General features: G+C 72.6%; 9 protein-coding genes. 6 read left to right on the top strand and 3 right to left on the bottom strand.

The window, feature by feature from the left end; translation table 11 throughout:
- Positions 1-6 precede the first annotated feature (6 nt).
- From ACWD11_RS18545 to ACWD11_RS18535, 3 genes are all read left to right on the top strand, one after another.
- On the top strand, positions 7-303 hold the full coding sequence (locus ACWD11_RS18545; RefSeq protein ID WP_389419987.1) for an acyl carrier protein: 297 nt from the start codon (positions 7-9) through the stop codon (positions 301-303).
- The gene (locus ACWD11_RS18540; protein ID WP_389419986.1) at positions 303-1,121 is read left to right on the top strand and encodes a 4'-phosphopantetheinyl transferase family protein; all 819 of its coding nucleotides are present in this window, start codon (positions 303-305) and stop codon (positions 1,119-1,121) included. The genes ACWD11_RS18545 and ACWD11_RS18540 overlap by 1 nt, the downstream gene beginning before the upstream one ends.
- Before the next feature lie 79 nt (positions 1,122-1,200).
- The gene (locus ACWD11_RS18535) at positions 1,201-1,473 is read left to right on the top strand and encodes an acyl carrier protein (RefSeq protein ID WP_389419985.1); all 273 of its coding nucleotides are present in this window, start codon (positions 1,201-1,203) and stop codon (positions 1,471-1,473) included.
- 126 nt (positions 1,474-1,599) lie between these two features.
- Here ACWD11_RS18535 and ACWD11_RS18530 read toward each other — a convergent pair whose 3' ends face one another.
- The 3 genes from ACWD11_RS18530 to ACWD11_RS18520 all read right to left on the bottom strand — a co-directional run bounded on the left by ACWD11_RS18530 (position 1,600) and on the right by ACWD11_RS18520 (position 4,086).
- Positions 1,600-2,943: an NAD(P)/FAD-dependent oxidoreductase gene (locus ACWD11_RS18530; RefSeq protein ID WP_389419984.1), complete on the bottom strand. Its 1,344-nt coding sequence runs from the start codon at positions 2,941-2,943 to the stop codon at positions 1,600-1,602.
- A gap of 25 nt (positions 2,944-2,968) precedes the next feature.
- Positions 2,969-3,244 carry an acyl carrier protein gene (locus tag ACWD11_RS18525; protein WP_250071219.1) on the bottom strand — a complete coding sequence of 92 codons (276 nt, stop codon included), beginning with the start codon at positions 3,242-3,244 and terminating at the stop codon, positions 2,969-2,971.
- A gap of 80 nt (positions 3,245-3,324) precedes the next feature.
- Complete coding sequence (locus ACWD11_RS18520; RefSeq protein ID WP_389419983.1) at positions 3,325-4,086, bottom strand: thioesterase II family protein; 762 nt, start codon at positions 4,084-4,086, stop codon at positions 3,325-3,327.
- 223 nt (positions 4,087-4,309) lie between these two features.
- On the opposite strand from ACWD11_RS18520, the gene ACWD11_RS18515 reads away from it, so the two are divergent.
- The 3 genes from ACWD11_RS18515 to ACWD11_RS18505 are packed head-to-tail and all read left to right on the top strand — an operon-like array spanning position 4,310 to position 17,329.
- Positions 4,310-4,603 (top strand): acyl carrier protein, encoded by a 294-nt coding sequence (locus tag ACWD11_RS18515; RefSeq protein ID WP_389419982.1) that lies wholly within the window; start codon positions 4,310-4,312, stop codon positions 4,601-4,603.
- The gene (locus tag ACWD11_RS18510) at positions 4,596-10,664 is read left to right on the top strand and encodes a type I polyketide synthase (protein ID WP_451284109.1); all 6,069 of its coding nucleotides are present in this window, start codon (positions 4,596-4,598) and stop codon (positions 10,662-10,664) included. The genes ACWD11_RS18515 and ACWD11_RS18510 overlap by 8 nt, the downstream gene beginning before the upstream one ends.
- 2 nt (positions 10,665-10,666) lie before the next feature.
- Positions 10,667-17,329, top strand: a complete 6,663-nt coding sequence (locus ACWD11_RS18505; RefSeq protein ID WP_451284107.1) for a thioester reductase domain-containing protein — start codon at positions 10,667-10,669, stop codon at positions 17,327-17,329.
- Positions 17,330-17,409 lie beyond the last annotated feature (80 nt).

The raw sequence follows: 17,409 nt of genomic DNA, 5'->3' as shown, positions 1-17,409 counted from the left end.
CCGCCCATGCGCGCACACGCCGACGACACACACGCCGACGACACGTCCGGCGATCTGATCTCCGCGGTGGTCCAGGCGGTGCGGCGGGTGATCGACGATCCGGTGGCCGAGGTCGGCACGGACTCCCTGCTGAGGGAGGACCTGGGCTTCGACTCGGTCCTCATCATGCAGCTGAAGTACCGCGTCGAACAGGCGGTCCCGGAGCTCGGCGAACTCTCCCTGCCCGACATGGTCGACAGCATGACGTCCGTGGGCTCCCTGGTCGGCTACCTGCGCGACCGCCTGGTGAAGGCGGCCGTCTGATGGCCCCTCCCAGCGCCGGAGCCCCCGTGCTCGTGACCGGTCCCGACGGCCAGTGGGACGACGTGCTCGGCCCCCTGGCCACCCGCGGCACCGTGGTGACCTACGGCAGGGTCGCCGACTGGCTTCCCGAGGAAACTGGAGAAAGGGTTCTGCGCCCGCTGCTCGGCCCCCGCGACTGGGGCCGCTTCCAACGGCTGAGCCACCGCCGGGTGCGGGAGGGCTTCCTCGCCTCCCGGCTGCTGCTCAAGCACACCGCGGCCCGGGTGCTGGCCAGCAGCCCCGAGGCGGTGGACCTGGCGTACAAGCCGGGCGGCCGGCCGTACCTGCGCGGCTGCGACCAGATCGACATCAGCCTCAGCCACACCGAGGAGGTCATGGTCGTCGGGGTCACCCGGCGCGGCCTGCTCGGCGTGGACGTGGAGCGCGCCGAGCGCCCCATGGTGGGCACCGGTGTGGAGTTCCAGGCGTGCACGCCGCACGAGCGCGAGCTGCTGGAATCGCTGCCCGAACAGACCCGCAACAGCGCCCTGGTCCGGCTGTGGACGCTCAAGGAGGCGTACAGCAAGGCCATCGGCCAAGGGCTGCGCTTCCGGTTCACCGAGTTCGGCTTCACGCTCGACGACGCGCGCATCAGCCTCCAGCGGCCGGACGGCTCCCCGGGCACCGGCCCGGAGTGGAGCTTCGGCACCTACGCCCTGGAGTCCGACTACGTGGTGAGCGCCGCCCTGCGCGACGAGGGCTTCGGCGCCGCGGCCGACACGGCCGTCGACACCACGCTGGACCAGAGCCTGCTCGGCGTGCTGCTCGGCCGGCTCTGAACCGTCGGCCCCCGCGCGCCGCCCTCTTCTTCCGTCCCTTCTTCTCCCGACACCTGTTCCCCCACTCAAGGAGGCACCCATGGCCATGTCCGAATCCCCCGACCGCTTCACCCTCGCCGATCTGATCCGGCTGCTCAGCGAGAGCGCCGGCGTCCCCGAGGGCATCGACCTGGAGGCCGAGGACGTCGTCGACACGCCCTTCTACCGGCTCGGCTACGACTCGCTGGCCCTGCTCCAGGTCACCGGCCGGCTCAAGCGGGAGTACGGCCTGATGCTGCCCGACACGATCGTCGCCGACGCCCCGACCCCCCGGGCCCTGCTCACCGTCATCGCGCACGCGCGTGCCGCCTGACGTCCCGCGCGGCTCGCGCCGAAAACGGTGCCGGCCGCGTACCTTCCCGGATTTCTCCGGAGAAGGTACGCGGCCGGTTGTGCGCTCCAGCTCCTTGCTCCCCCGGCTGGGGGAGGGCCGGGTGGATCAGAAGCTGGGCGCGGCGGTGGGGGACCTCAGCTGACCCAGGTACGGGTGCCACAGGTGGGTCGGGTCGCTCTCGACCGCCTCGATGATCTCCCACATCGCGGAGAGCGCCTTCGGCTCCTCGTCGTCGTAGACGTCGCCCTGGAGCATCTTGAGGATGTCCAGCCGGTAGCGGTCGTCCTGGACGAAGGCGGTGAACAGGATGTTGAGGCGGTAGTAGGCCTCGATGAAGCGGTGCCAGTAGCCCACCGCCTTGCGGAGCTTGCCCTCGTAGGCGGCGAAGCGCTCGTGCTTGAAGTCCCCGGCCTCGTGGGCGGCGATGATGTCCTTCGCCGCGAGCCGGGCGCTGTTGAGCGCGACGGAGACGCCGGAGGAGAAGATCGGGTCGACGAAGCGGGCCGCGTCCCCGATGAGGACGTAGTTGTCGCCGGCGATCTGCTTCATGCCGTAGCTGTAGTCGCCCTCGGTCTTCATGGGCTTGACCTGCTCGCAGTTCTTCAGCACGTCGAGCAGCTCGGGGCGGGAGGCCACGGTCTCCCAGAAGTACTTCTCGCGGTCGCCGCCGTACTCCTGGAACCGCTTCTTCTGGCTGACGACACCGATCGAGGTGATGGTGTCGGTGATCGGGATCTGCCACACCCAGGTGTCGATCACCGGGAGGAAGTGGATGAAGATGTAGTCGGCCTGGTCCTTGTTGACGGCGAGGGCCTTGCGGTCCAGGCCGTCGAACCACGTGTGCACGGCGTACTGGTTGAAGACCGGGTCCGGGATCTTGGTCTTGAGCTGGTTGCCCAGACGGGTCTGCCGGCCACTGGCGTCGACGACCATCTTGACCGGGATGTGCGTCGACGAGGAGCCGACCTTCACCTCCACGACCGGCAGTTCGCCGTCGAAGTCGACCTTGCCGACCCGGACGCCCTGGAAGACCTTGGCGCCCAGCTCCTCGGCGTGCTTGAGGAGGATGTGGTCGAACTTGCTGCGGTCGACGTGGAAGGTGTGGTCCCGGTCCACGCCGTCCTGGTCACGCTCGCTGAACAGGACCTCGGCGGCGCGGAAGTCGTGGTTCAGGCCGCGGAAACCGTTGTGGTTGATGTCGCGTTCCTCGGCGGAGGTCCAGGCGGCACCGAACTTCTTCGGGAAGCCGGCGGCCTCGACCTTGTCCATGGCCCCGATCTCCAGGAGCACCGGGGTGGTGGCCGGGACCAGGGACTCGCCGACGTGCTCACGAGGAAAGTTCTCCGCCTCGAACACGGCCACGGACAGACCGGCCTTGGCCAGGTACGAGGCCACGGTCGATCCCGCGGGGCCGCCGCCGATGACTGCGACGTCGAATTGTGCGTCCACGATGCTCTCTCTTCCTTCGGTCGGTTCAGGCAGCGGGCTGCGGGGCCAGGGAGTGGACCATGTCCGTGATGGCCGCCAGGTTCGCGAAGTTCCGGCCGGTGATGTGGGTCGGGGGCACGACGACCCCCAGCTCGGTGCGGATGAACGAGAGCAGCAGGGAGGTGTTCATGGAGGTGAGGACGCTCCACTCCAGCAGCGGGGTCTCGTCCGTCAGCTCCGAAACCTCGCTCTCGCCGAGGAACTGCTGCTCGATGTACTCGCTGATCCTCTGACGGATCTCTTCATGGGACAGCGCCGCCACTGGGGCCTCCTGTTGGTCTCGGGCTTCGGCGTGGGGGGAGAGCCGTACAGCCGGTGATGCTGGGTGTTCGCGGTTGAGGTTCACTCGGCAACCGCTCGGGCGACCGCCCCACGGGCCGCCGGAACACGGTTCGCGGTGGCCGCGAACCGGGTCAGCCGGGCGCTCAGCGCGGCCCTGAACTCCGGTTCCTGGAGGAAGAAGTGACCGCCGGAGACCAGCGTCAGATCGAAGACCCCGGTGGTGATCCGCGACCACGCGGCCATCGACGAGGCATCGGTCAGGACGTCCTTGCGCCCGGCGAACGCGGTCACCGGAACGGTCAGCCGGGGGCCCGGGGCATGGGCGTAGGTCTCGACGACCTTCAGGTCGGTGCGGATGGCCGGCAGATAGAACTTCAGCAGCTCCGGCTCGGCGAGCAGCGCCTCGGGCAGCCCGCCGATCCGCTGCAGCCCCTGGACGAAGCCGTCGTCGGGCAGATGGGCGAAGGGGCGGTGCGACAGCGGCTCGGTCGGTCCGTTGCGCCCGGAGACCAGCAGCAGCTCCGGCGGGGTGCCCCGGGCGGTCAGCGCCCGGGCGGTCTCGTAGCCGACGAGCGAGCCGAAGCTGTGCCCGAACAGTGCGTACGGCTCGTGCCGGCGCTCGCCGATCAGCCGTACCGCCTCCTCGGTCAGTGCGGACAGGCCGTGCAGCAGGGGTTCGCGTACCCGGGTTCCGTGCCCGGGCAGTTCGAGGGGGACCACGGTGACGTGGTCGGGCAGATCGGCGGCGAGCCGGAGGTACGGATGCGCGCTGCCGCCCGCGTGGGCCAGGCAGAACAGGGGGAGTCGGTGGTCGGTGGCCAAGGGAGGGTTTCCTTCCGCGCTCTGAGAAACCGGCGGGACTTGTTCGACGGGGATCGCACCAGCCGCCGCTCAAGCCGCCGTCGACACGGCTTCGAGAGGTGTGGGGCCTGCGGGCGCCCTCGGCAAGAGCGAGGACCGGCCACTCCCGCGCACTCTCAAGGGCGTCTTGAGTCCGTCTGCCTACCGTCGCTTTCGGCCGCACTTGAGGATGAGAGGTGCCACGGTGAGCGGACCTGCGAGGGAGATCACCCCCGAAGCGGTGGAGAACTGGCTGGTGGAGCAGATTGCACAAAGGACCCTGCTTCCACCGGCGATGGTGTCGGTCCACCTGTGCTTCGACGAGTTCGACATCGACTCCGCGGACAGCCTGGTGATCACCACGGCCCTGGCGGACTGGCTCGGCGACGAGGTTGACCCGCGTGCACTGGTACGTCATCCGACGATCCGGTCGCTCGCCGGATACCTGGCCGGTCGACGGAGCCAGGTCACAACGGGAGGTACACCGGTCCATGGCTGAGAACCGACGGTACGAGCCGCGCCCCGACGACATCGCAGTCGTCGGGGCCGGTTGCCGCTTCCCCGGCGGCGTACGCGACCTCGACGGGCTGTGGCGGGTGCTGATGGACGGCGTGGACGTCATCACGCCGGTACCCGCCGACCGCTGGAGCGACGACTTCCACCACCCCGACCGGCACAACCCCGGCACCACCTACTGCCGGGAGGGCGGCTTCCTCGACGAGATCGACCGGTTCGACGCCGACTACTTCGGCGTCTCCCCGCGCGAGGCCCGCGGCATGGACCCCCAGCAGCGGCTGCTGCTGGAGGTGTGCTCGGAGGCCATGGAGGACGCCGGGCTGCCGCGCGGCGGCTGGGAGGGCACCCGGACCTCGGTCCACATGGGCATCCTCGGCTCCGACTACCTGCTCCTGCACGCCCGGACCTCCGGGATCCAGGCCATCGACCCCTACTTCGCCTCCGGCAAGGAGTTCAGCTTCGCCGCCGGACGCATCGCCTACACCTTCGGGCTGCACGGTCCCGCGATGACCGTCAACACCGCCTGCTCCTCGTCGCTGGTCGCCGTCCACCTGGCTTGCCAGGCACTGCGCAACGGCGAGGCCGACACCGCGCTCGCGGGCGGCGTGAACGTGATCGTCGCGCCCGAGCTGTCCGTCTTCATGGGCAAGGTGCAAGCGCTGTCCCCGACCGGACGGTGCCGCCCCTTCGACGCCCGCGCCGACGGCATCGTCCGCGGCGAGGGCTGCGGCGTCGTCGTCCTCAAGCGGTACGCCGACGCCGTACGCGACCACGACCGCGTCCACGGGCTGATCCGTGGCTCGGCCGTCAACCAGGACGGCCGCAGCGCCGGACTGACCGCCCCCAACGCCCTCGCGCAGCAGGCCCTGCTGCGCTCGGCGCTGGCCTCGGCGTCGGTTGCCCCCGAGGAGCCGGTGTTCGTCGAGGCGCACGGCACCGGCACCCCGCTCGGGGACCCGCTGGAGATCTCCGCGCTCACCGAGGTGCTCGGCCGCACCCGGCCGCCCGAGGAGCCCCTGCTGGTCGGCTCCCACAAGGCGCACTTCGGGCACATGGACTCCGCCGCGGGCATCGCGGGCCTGCTCAAGACGATGCTGGTGCTCCGGCACCGCACGGTCCCGGGGCAGATCCACCATGTCTATCCGGCCCCGATGATCGACTGGGAGTCCTCCGGGACGCTGGTCCCGGTCGAGCACGTCCGGCTGCCCGGCGAGGACCTGCCGCTGACCGCGGGCGTGAGCGCCTTCGGGCTCTCCGGCACCAACGCGCACATCGTGCTCGGCAGCGCCCCGCAGCCCGCGGCCACCGACCTCCCGGACGGACCGCACACCCTGCTCATCTCGGCGACCACCGCCGAGGGGCTGCGCCGGCTGGCCGCCGACTACGGCGCCCGGCTCGCCGACCCGGTCGGACCGGCCGCGGCCGCCTCCGCCGTACGGCGCACCCATCTCAAGCACCGGATCGCCGTCGTCGGCAAGGACGCGGCCGAGATCACCGCCGCGCTCGCCGACGCCGAGGGCACCCGGGCCGCCGAGAACCCGCCGAAGCTGATCCATGTCTTCTCCGGGCAGGGCTCGCAGTGGCCGCGCATGGGCCTGGACCTCGCCGAGAGCGAGCCCGTGGTCCGCGACGTTCTCGACGACTGCGACGAACTGCTGCGCGCCGAGGCCGGCTGGTCCCTGTACGACGTCCTGCGCGACGCCGACCCGGCCCGGGTCAAGGCCACGGACGTCGCCCAGCCCGCGGTGTTCGCGGTCCAGGTCGCGCTCGCCCGGCTCTGGCAGTCCTGGGGCGTGCGCCCCGACGCGGTGATCGGCCACAGCATGGGCGAGGTCGCCGCCGCGCACATGTCCGGCGCGCTCGAACTCGAGGACGCCGTACGGCTCGTGGCGCACCGCGGACGGCTGATGCACCGGGCCGCCGGCACCGGCCGGATGGCCAACGTCGAACTCGGCGCCGACCAGGTCCGCGAGCGGCTCGCCGCCCGCCACCCCGAGGTCGTCGTCGCCACCGAGAACGGACCCGCCTCCGTCGTCGTCGCCGGGCCCAAGGAGGCCGTGGAGAGCGCGGTCCGCGAGCTCGCCGACGACGGCGTCAACGTGGTCGCGCTCCCGGTCGACTACGCCTTCCACTCCCCGCTGATGCAGCCTTACGCCGACGAACTCGCCGACCTGCTCAGCGACTTGACGCCGAAGGCGCCGACCGTGCCGTTCCTGTCCACGGCCCTGCCGGGCCAGGAGGTCCCGCTCGACGCGGCCTACTGGAGCGCCAACCTGCGGGAGCCGGTGCGGCTGTGGCCCGTCGTCGACACGCTGCTCGCCGAGGGCGAGACGGCGTTCGTCGAGATCGGGGCGCACCCCGTCCTCTCCCGTCCGCTCCAGGCCTCCCTCGCGCACCGCGAGCGGCGCGGACCGGTCGTCTCCTCGCTGGTCCGGGGCCAGGACGGCCCGACCATGCTGGCCCGTTCCCGGGCCAAGCTGCACGAGGCCGGCGTCGAGATCGACTGGGCCGAGGCGCACGGCGCGCCGGTGCGCCCGGTGACCCTGCCGCCGCACCGCTGGGCCGACGAGCGGTTCTGGCTGGACGGCGTGGAGCGCGGCGAACAGGGCTCGGGCCCGGCCGACTTGAACGGCCTGCGGGCCGAGGTGCGGCTGGTGGACGCGAAGGGACGCGTGGTCGCGGAGCTCGGGGCGGACGCGGGGGCCGCGACCGCGGCGCCTGCGGCTGCCGCTCCAGCCACCGTCCCGGCTGCCGCCGCTCCCGCTCCGGCCGCCGTGGCCACGCTCTCCGCGGAGGAGCCCGCCGAGGCGCCGCCGTCCGCGCCGGTCGCCCATGGCCGGGAGCACGTGGCGTCCACGGTCCACGCCCAGCTGGTCAAGGTCCTCGGCCACGGGCCGCGCAAGCGGCTGCCGCGTACCCGGGGGTTCTTCGAGCTGGGCATCGACTCGATCTCGGTCGCGGAGTTCGCCCGCCGGGTGGCGGAGGAACTGCGGGTGCCGGTGGACGGTGCGGATGCGCTGGCGCACGGCACGATTGACGGTTTTACGGACTACATCATGACGTTGGTTCCGGAGCCGGAGCGCTCCGCTGTGAGTGCCGAGTCGGGCGGTGGGGCGGCTGCTGCGCCGTCCGGGCCGGTCGCGCAGTTCCCCGCGCCCCTTGGCGGTGCTGGTGAACCCGGTGATTCCAAGGAAGCGGTGACTGTCGCCTCCGCTGCCGAGTCCTCGGGCTCGGGGTCTGCCGAGGCCGATTCTGTCGCCGTACCCGAGCCCGCCTTCGACGGCGACGAGGCCGTCGAGCCCATCGCCGTCGTCGGTATCGGCTGCCGCCTCCCCGGCGGTGTCGGAGGGCCCGAGGACTTCTGGCGGCTGCTCGAACAGCGCGTCGACGCCAGCGGTGACGTGCCCGCCCAGCGGTGGGACGCCGCGGCCCTCGACGGCGTACCGGCCCGCGGCTCCTTCCTCGGTGAGGTCGACGGGTTCGACAACTCCTTCTTCCGGATCTCGCCCCGCGAGGCCCGCACCATGGACCCGCAGCAGCGGCTGTTCCTGGAGGTGGCCTGGGAGGCGCTGGAGGACGCCGGGGTTCGCGCCGACCGGATCGGCGGCACCCGTACCGGGGTGTTCGTCGGCCTCAACACGACCGACTACCAGCAGCTGGTGACCCGCCGCGAGGCCGACGTCGACCTGTACTACGGCACCGGCAACTCCTTCAGCGCCACCGCGGGCCGCATCTCCTACTTCCTGGGACTGCGCGGCCCGAGCCTCGCCGTGGACACCGCCTGCTCCTCCTCCCTCACCGCCGTGCACCTGGCCTGCCAGAGCCTGCGCGCGGGGGAGAGCCGGCTGGCGCTGGCCGGCGGGGTCAACGTCATGGCGACCCCGACGGTGTTCCTCTCCATGGGCGCGGCCGGGGCGCTCGCCCCCGACGGACGGTGCAAGACCTTCGACGACTCCGCCGACGGTTACGGCCGCGGCGAGGGCGCGGGTGTGGTCATCCTCAAGAAACTCTCGACCGCCCTGCGCGACGGTGACCGGGTGTACGCGATCATCCGCGGCAGCGCGGTCAACCAGGACGGGGCCAGCGGCGGATTCACCGTGCCCAGCGGCACCGCCCAGGAAGAGGTCATCCTCACCGCGCTCGACCAGGCCGGAATCGAACCGCACGAGGTGTCCTACGTCGAGGCGCACGGCACCGGCACCCGGCTCGGCGACGCCGTCGAACTGCGCGCCCTGGCAGGGGCGTTGGGCACCGGCCGACCCGCCGACCGCCCGCTGGTGGTGGGCTCGGTGAAGACCAACGTCGGCCATCTGGAGGCCGCCGCCGGAGTCACCGGACTGATCAAGACGGTGCTGGCGCTCGGCCGGGAGCGCATCCCCGCCCAGCTCCACCTGTCCGAGCCGACCCGCCAGCTGGACTGGGCGAAGCTGCCGTTGGACGTGGCCGGGGACCCCGTGCCGTGGCCGCGCGGCGAACGGCCCAGGATCGCGGGCATCAGCGCGTTCGGCTTCACCGGCACCAACGCCCACGTCCTGGTCCAGGAGGCCCCGGTCCGGCCGGAGCCCCCGGCCGCGCCCCGGCCGGTACGGCCCTGTGTGCTGACCGTGTCCGCCGCGACCCCGGACGCCCTGACCGACGCCACGGCCCTGATGCGCGAGCGCGTCGCCACCGCCGACGCCGGCGAACTCGCCGACCTGTGCTGGACGTCGGGCGCCCGCCGCGCCCACCTCGCGCACCGGATCACGGCCGTCGGACGCAGCCGCGACGAACTCCTCGCCGCCCTGGACCGGGCCCGCCCGGTGCAGGCCCGCGACGAGGCATCGGTGCTGTTCGTCTACGGCCGCACCCCCGCCGACCTGACGGGTCACGAGGAGGCACTGGCCGGGGACCCGGAGGCCATCGAGGCCTACCGCACCACCCTCGCCGAGGCCCGCGAGGCGCTCCGCGCCGAACTGGGCGAACCCGAGGGCCCGGCGCACCCGGGCAGCGTGGAGCACGCCGGCGAGGTGTTCGCGGGCCAGCTCGCGACGACCGCCCTGTGGAAGGTGCTCGGCGTCGAGCCCGACGCGGTGGTCGGCTGGGACATCGGCGAGTACGCGGCCGCCGTGGCAGCGGGCGACCTCACGCTCGTCAACGCCGTACGGCTGCTCGCGGCCGGTGTGCCCGTCCCCGCGCAGTCCGACGGGGCGCGGGTGGCCCGCCACTCCGCCGCCGACGGCTGGAACGCGCTGGCCAACGAGGTCATCATGGCCGGCCTCGACGTGCTGCTCGACATCGGCACCGGAAGCCGCGCCATCCGCATGCTGGGTGCCGCCCTGGACGCGGCGGCGGAGCCGGGGGAGACCGTCCCGGTCCAGCTCACCGCGCCGCGCCGGCGCCAGCCCAGCGGCATCGAGAAGGCCTACCTCGGCCCGGTCGAGCTGCTGGAACTGGCGGGGGCGCTGCACGCCCACGGGGCGGGCGTCGACTGGGACCGGCTGGTTCCCGGAGCGCACCGCCCGGTACCGCTGCCCGCCTACCCCTGGCAGCGCAAGCCCTATTGGGTGGACACTCCCTACGCGGTGGAAGCCCGGCCGCAGGCCGAGCCGCAGCCCGCGGCCCCGGCCGCGCCGGGACCCGCCGGTGATCTCGCCGCCGAACTGCTCGCGCTGCCGCCCGACCGGCGGGAGGAGCGACTGGTCGACCTGCTGCTCAAGCTGGTCGCGCAGGTGCTCGGCGAGGAGGCCGATGTCTCGCCCGACCAGGGCTTCTTCGACCTCGGTATGGACTCGGTGCTCTCCCAGGACCTCAAGCAGCGCGCCGAACGCGAGCTGGGCCTCGAACTGCCCGGCACCGTCATGTTCGAGTGCCCCAATGTCACGTCCTTCGCCCGCTTCGTCCTCGACGAGGTGCTCACCGAACCGCAGGACCAGGCCGAACCCGTCGAGGCAGCCGCCCCGCAGGAGCCGGCCGAGGACCTGGATGACCTCGACGACGACTCCCTGCTGAGCCGTCTCGACGACGCGCTGGCGTCGTCCGAAGCCCTGTTGACCGAGGGAGACTGACCATGACGACCCCGGACTACCGGGCCAAACTCGTCGAAGCCGTCCGCACGATCGAGAAGCTCCAGGGCGAGCTGGCGAAGAACCGCAGCCGCCCGCTGGACGAGCCCATCGCCGTCATCGGGCTCGGCTGCCGGCTGCCGGGCGGCGCCAAGGACCCCGACTCGCTGTGGCGGATGCTGGTGGCGGGCACCGACACCATCCGGGACTTCCCGGCCGAACGTGGCGACGCGCAGGCGGTGTTCGACGACGACCCCGACCAGCCCGGCAAGGCGTACGTCACCCAGGGCGGCTTCCTCGACGAGCGCGTGGACCTGTTCGAGCCCGGCGTCTTCGGCATCTCGCCGCGCGAGGCCGTCGGCATGGACCCGCAGCAGCGGCTGGTGCTGGAGGTGGCCTGGGAGGCGCTGGAGCGGGCCGGGTACGCCCCGGACCGGCTCACCGGCAGCCCCACCGGCGTCTACTTCGGCGTCTCCACCACCGACTACGCCCGGATGCGCCAGAGCGAGGGCGACATCCGGGACGTCGACGCCTACCAGCTGGTCGGCGAGCCCAGCTTCGTCGCGGGCCGGATCTCCTACACCCTCGGCCTGATGGGACCGAGCAAGGTCGTCGACACGACCTGCTCCTCCTCCCTGGTCGCCCTGCACGAGGCCTGCCAGGACCTGCGCACCGGCGAGTGCGACATGGCACTCGCCGGCGGCGTCAACCTGATGCTGTCGCCGTACGGCTTCGTCATGATGAGCAAGTTCGGCGGGCTCTCCCCGGACGGCCGCTGCAAGACCTTCGACGCGGGTGCGAACGGCTATGTGCGCGGTGAGGGCGCCGGTGTGGTCGTCCTCAAGCGCTACTCCGACGCGCTGCGCGACGGCGACCCGGTGCTGGCGCTGGTCCGCGGCTCGGCCGTCAACCACGACGGACGCAGCAGCGGGCTCACGGTGCCCAACCCGGCCGCCCAGCAGGGCGTCATCCGCGGTGCCCTGGAGCAGGCGGGCATCGCGCCCGGCGACGTCGACTACATCGAGGCGCACGGCACCGGCACCGCGCTCGGCGACCCGATCGAACTGCGCGCCCTCCAGGCCGTGATCGGCCGCAACCGCCCGGCGGACAACCCGCTGAAGGTCGGCTCGATCAAGACCAACATCGGCCACCTGGAATCGGCGGCCGGCATCGCCGGTGTGCTGAAGCTGGTCCTGGCCCTGCAGCACGGTCACATCCCGCCGCACCTGCACTTCAACGACCCCAACCCCAACGTCGACTGGGGCAAGCTGAACGTCGAGGTCACCAAGGACGGCGGGCCATGGGACGCGGAGGGCGGCCGGCCCCGCGTCGGCGGCATCAGCAGCTTCGGCGCGAGCGGCACCAACGCGCACGCCGTCATCAGCGCGGCGCCCGTCAAGGCCGAGCCGCCGGCGTCCGCCGGGCCCCAGGTGCTGACCCTGTCCGCGCACTCCGCCGAGGGCCTCGCCGAACTGGCCGGGCGCTACGCCGGCCACCTCCGCGACAACCCCGGGATCCCGCTCGCCGACATCAGCTGGACCAGCCAGGTCGGCCGGTCCCGGCAGCGGCACGGACTTGCCGTCACCGGCGCCGCGGCGGGCGAACTCGCCGCCGCGCTGGAGGCGTTCGCGCGCGGCGAGCGGGCCTCCGGCACCGCGACCGCCGAACTGCCCGTCCACAAGCACCGCAAGACGGCCTGGCTGTTCACCGGCCAGGGCTCGCAGTACGCCGGAATGGCCCGCGGCCTGGCCGACGAGCCCGCCTTCCGCACCCCCTTCGACGAGGCCGCGGACCTGTTCGACGTCCATCTGGACCGCCCGCTGGCGTCCGTGGTGTGGCCCGAGCCCGGCCAGGAGTCGCCGGTCGACGACACCCGCTACACCCAGCCCGCGCTGTTCGCCGTCGAGTACGCGCTGGCCCGGATGTGGCAGTCCTGGGGTCTGAAGCCCAGCGGGCTGCTCGGGCACAGCATCGGCGGCATCGTCGCCGCCTGCATCGCGGGCGTCTTCGAACTGCCGGACGCCGTCCGGCTGGTCGCGGCGCGCGCCGCCCTGATGGCCGAGCTGCCCGCGGGCGGCGCCATGGCCGCCCTGGACTGCGACGAGGCCACGGCCCGCACGGCCATCGCCGGATACCGCGACACGGTGTCGCTGGCCGGGGTCAACGGCCCCTCCAGCGTGGTGATCTCGGGTGCCGCCGCCGACGTGGACGCGGTGCGCACGGCGCTGGAGCGGCGCGGGATGCGCACCACCCGGCTCACCGTCAGCCACGCCTTCCACTCCCCGCTGCTGGCGCCGATGCTGGCTCAGTTCCGCGCGGTCGCCGAGTCGCTGACCTACCGGATGCCGGACCTGCCGCTGGTCTCCGACCACACCGGACGCGCCTGGACCGCCGAGGACTGCGGCCCGGAGTACTGGGTGCGGCACGCGGCCGGCACGGTCCGCTTCCACGACGGCCTCACCGCGCTGCACGCGGAAGGGGCCCGCACCTTCCTGGAGATCGGCCCCGCCCCGGTGCTCAGCGGCATCGGGGAGCGCACCGGCCTGGACGGCGACTGCCTGTACGTGCCGTCCCTGTACAAGCCGAGGGCCGGCGCACCCGAGGACCGCACCGCCGTCCAGCGGGCGCTGGGTCTGCTGCACCTGCGCGGCGAGACCGTGGACTGGACGGTGGTGCACTCGGGTTCGGGACGCACTCCGCGCCGGGTGGCCCTGCCGGTCACCCCCTGGCACGGCGAGCGCTACTGGTTCGAGGAGCGCCGTGCGGCGCCCCGGGCTGCCGCCGCCGGCACTCCGGTGCCGCAGGCCGGGATCCGGCTGCACAGCGCCGTACCGACCTATGAGCTCCAGCTGGACGAGCCGGAGTGGGACCGCTACGCGCGCACCGACTCCGACGGCCTCAGGTTCCTGCCCGTCGGCTCGCTGGGCCGGGCGGCGCGGGCGGCGGCCGCGGACGCGCTCGGCGGGGTGTGGTCCTGCATCGAGCAGCTCGACGTGTTCCAGCCGCCGCCGATGGACCGGGCCGGGCGGGTGCTGCAGATCACCGTCAACAAGGACGACGACGGCTGCGCGATCGTGGAACTGCACAGCCAGACCCCGGCCGAGGCGGCCGCCGGAGCACCCTGGACGCGGCACGCCCACGCCGTTCTGCGGCGCCGGGCGAGCACCCGCTCGCGGCACTCCGGCAGCTCGGCGCCGACGCTGGCCGGGCAGGAGTACCGGGACGAACTCCACTACGAGACGGCCTCGTTGTCGGACGCCCTGATCGGTGCCGTCGTCTCGGCGCACCGCGGTGACGAGGGTGTGCTGGTGGCCCTCGGCCTGGACAGCGGGGAGACCGCCGACCACGCCGTGCAGGTCTTCGACGCGGCCGTGGCGGCCGTGTCCTGGGACGCGGGGCTGAGCGAGGCGGGCTTCGCCGGGCGGATCACCGAGGCCACCCTCGAATCGCTGGACCGTGCCCGCTACGTACGGGCCATCGCCCAGAGCGGCAAGGAGCCCGGCACGGTCTGCGGCAGCGTCGACCTGTTCGCCGAGGACGGCGCCTACCTGGGCGGCATCCGCGATCTGACGGTCGTCAGCCGGACGGCGTCCGCCGCGGCGCCCGCCCCGGCGCCCTGGCGGGACCCGGAGGAACTGCTCACCCGGCTGGAATGGCACGAGATCGAACCGGCCGCCGCCGCACCGGACCTGTCCGGCCAGGGCTGGCTGCTGGTGCCCGACCGCACCGGAACCGCCCGCCGGCTGGCCACCGCGCTGCGGGCCCGGGGCGCGCACTGCCGGATCGAGGAGTCCGGCGCCCCCGACCTGGACGACTGGCTGCGCGAGCTGCCCGACGGGGTCGCCCCGCACCGGGTGGTGCTGCTGACCGGCCTGGACGCGCCGCGCCCGGACGCCGCCGACGCGGACTCGCTCACCGCCTTCCGGGACCGCGCCGAACTGGCCGCCGTCGCCCTCATCCAGGGCCTGACGGCCCGCGCGGCCTGCACGAAGACCGGGCTCAGCCTGGTCACCCGGGGTGCCGTGCCCGCCCTGGCGGAACAGGGCGTCACCTCGCCCTTCGCCGGGACGCTCTGGGGTCTCGGCCGGGCGATCGCGCTGGAGCACCCCGAGCACTGGGCCGGCGCCGTCGACCTCGACCCGGGGCCGGGGGAGAGCGACGAGGGCGCTGCGCTGGTCGCGGCGCTCGCCGACACGGCCGCCGAGGACCAGCAGGCGCTGCGCGGCGAGAGCCGCCGGGTGGCGCGGCTGGTGAAGTTCCCGCTGACCGCCGAGGAGCTCGGGCGCCGGCCGCGCATCGACCGGCAGGGCACCTATCTGATCACCGGCGCGTTCGGCGGCATCGGCCAGGCCCTCGCCCGCCGGCTCGCCGACAGCGGCGCGGGCAAGCTCGTCCTGCTCGGCCGCACCCCGCTGCCGCCCCGCACCACGTGGAACGACCCCGAGCTGACCGGATCCGTCCGGGAACGCGTCGACTTCGTGTCCGCGCTGGAGGAGACCGGGGTGCTGGTCGACGTGGTCGCGGCCGACGTCAACGACATCGAGGACATGCTGCCGGTGATCCAGGGCCTGGCGACCGGCCTGATGCCGCTGCGCGGTGTGGTGCACGCGGCCGGCACCTCGGTCCCGCAGTTCCTGCGGGACATCCCGGTGTCGGACCCGAGCGACTACGACGCCGTGTGGCGGCCCAAGGTGGTCGGCGGCTGGCTGCTGCACCAGCTGACCGAGGGACTGGAGCTCGACTTCTTCCTGGGCTTCTCCTCGATCGCCGCGACCTGGGGCTCCCAGCACGTCACCAGCTACGCCGCCGCCAACTCCTTCCTCGACGCGCTCGCCGAGTACCGGCGCGCCCAGGGCCTGACCGCGCTCACCGTGAGCTGGGGCCCGTGGGAGCTGACGTCCAATCTGTTCGGCGCCGACGTCGTGGAGTTCCTGACCTCCACCGGTCTGCGCATGCTCTCCGCACCGCAGTGTCTGCGGCTGCTGGACGCACTGCTGGCCGGTGACGCGCCGCAGGCGGTGGTCTGCTCCGCCGACTGGTCGGTGTACAAGCCGGTCATGGAGGCCCGTGCCGACCGCCCGGTGCTGCGCACGGTCGAGATCGACGAGGGCACCGGCGGGGGCACGTCCACGGCGGTGCTGGAGGCCGTGCAGGGGGCCGACGCGGCAGGCCGTACGGCCGTGCTGACCGGTTATCTCCAGCAGGTGCTCGGTGAGGTGCTGGCGGTGGAGCCGGAGTCGGTGCTGCCGGAGGCGGACGTGATGTCGCACGGCCTGGACTCGCTGATGGTCATGGAGGTCGTCAAGCGCTGCAAGGGCGATCTGGGCATCAGCGTGCGTCCGAGCCAGTTCTTCGAGCGGACCGCGCTGGAGGACTGGGTGCGGCTGCTGGACACCGAGCTCGGCGGCGAGGGCGAGGCCACGCCGCAGCCGACCGCGGACTGGACGGAGCCGGCGCTGATCGCGGCCGACGTCGTCCTGGACCCGGCGATCGTGCCGGCCGGACCGGTCGGCGAGGGCTACACCGACCCGACCGACGTGCTGCTCACCGGCGCCACCGGCTTCCTCGGGGCCTACCTCCTCGACGAACTGCTGTCCACCACCGACGCCACCGTCCACTGCCTGGTCCGCTGCGACGCCCCGGAGTCGGGCCTGGCCCGGATCCGGCGGAACCTGGAGCAGTACCTGCCCTGGCGGGAGGATGCCGCGGACCGCGTCAAGGTCGTCCCCGGCGATCTGGCCAAGCCCCGGCTCGGCCTGGCGGACGCGGAGTTCACCCGGCTCGCCGGCACCCTGGACGCGATCTACCACAACGGCGCCTGGGTCAACTTCTCCTACACCTATGAGCAGTTGCGGCCCGCGAACCTGATCGGCACCCAGGAGATCCTGCGGCTCGCCTGCGCCGGCCCGGAGCAGATCCCGGTCTCGTACGTGTCGACGTACGGCATCTGGGGCATCCCCGCCGACGGCCGGACCGTGATCGGCGAGGGGGACGACATCCTCGGCGCCGGCAAGCTGGTGACCGGGTACGTGCAGACCAAGTGGGCGGCCGAGCTGCTGGTCCGCCAGGCGCAGGAGCGCGGTATCCCCGTCGACATGCACCGGCCCGGCCGGGTGCTCGGCGACTCGCGCACCGGAGCCTGCCTGACCACGCACTTCACCACCCGGGTGATCAAGGGCTGTGTGCAGCTCGGGATGGCTCCGGATCTCGATCTGGAGATCGAGATGACCCCGGTCGACTACGTCACCTCGGCGCTGGTGCGGATCTCCCGCGGAGCGCACGCGTGGGGGCTGACGTACCACCTGGTCAACCGGCGCAAGGCGGCCTTCAAGGAGCTGCTGTCCGCGATGGAGCGGCACGGCTGGGAGTTCCGCACGGTGCCGGTGGAGCAGTGGTGGCGGGGGCTGCAGGAGTCGTTCGGCGTCAACGACAACGAGCTGCACCCCGTCATGGGGGTGGTCGAGGAGTTCGTCGTCGGCGGCGAGGAGGCCATCGACTACGACGCCACGAACACCGTCCAGGCCCTGGTGGGCTCGGGAATCGCTTGTCCTCCGCTCGATGAGTCACTGCTGTCGCTCTACTTCGAGTGGATGGTCCGAACGGGGTACTTGCCTGCACCGTCGAGCAGGGAGAATAATTCATGGCAGGATGAATCCATCAACGGGTGAATTCATGACGCGGTGAGGTCACGCTCCAGGAGCAGGCCGATACCCGCCCGGCCGAGCCACAGTCCCTTGCCCTATATTCA

This window comes from Streptomyces sp. NPDC002776 (assembly GCF_053592195.1).
Note: the sequence above shows the minus strand (reverse complement) of the source record. Positions and strands in the feature narration are given on the sequence as shown.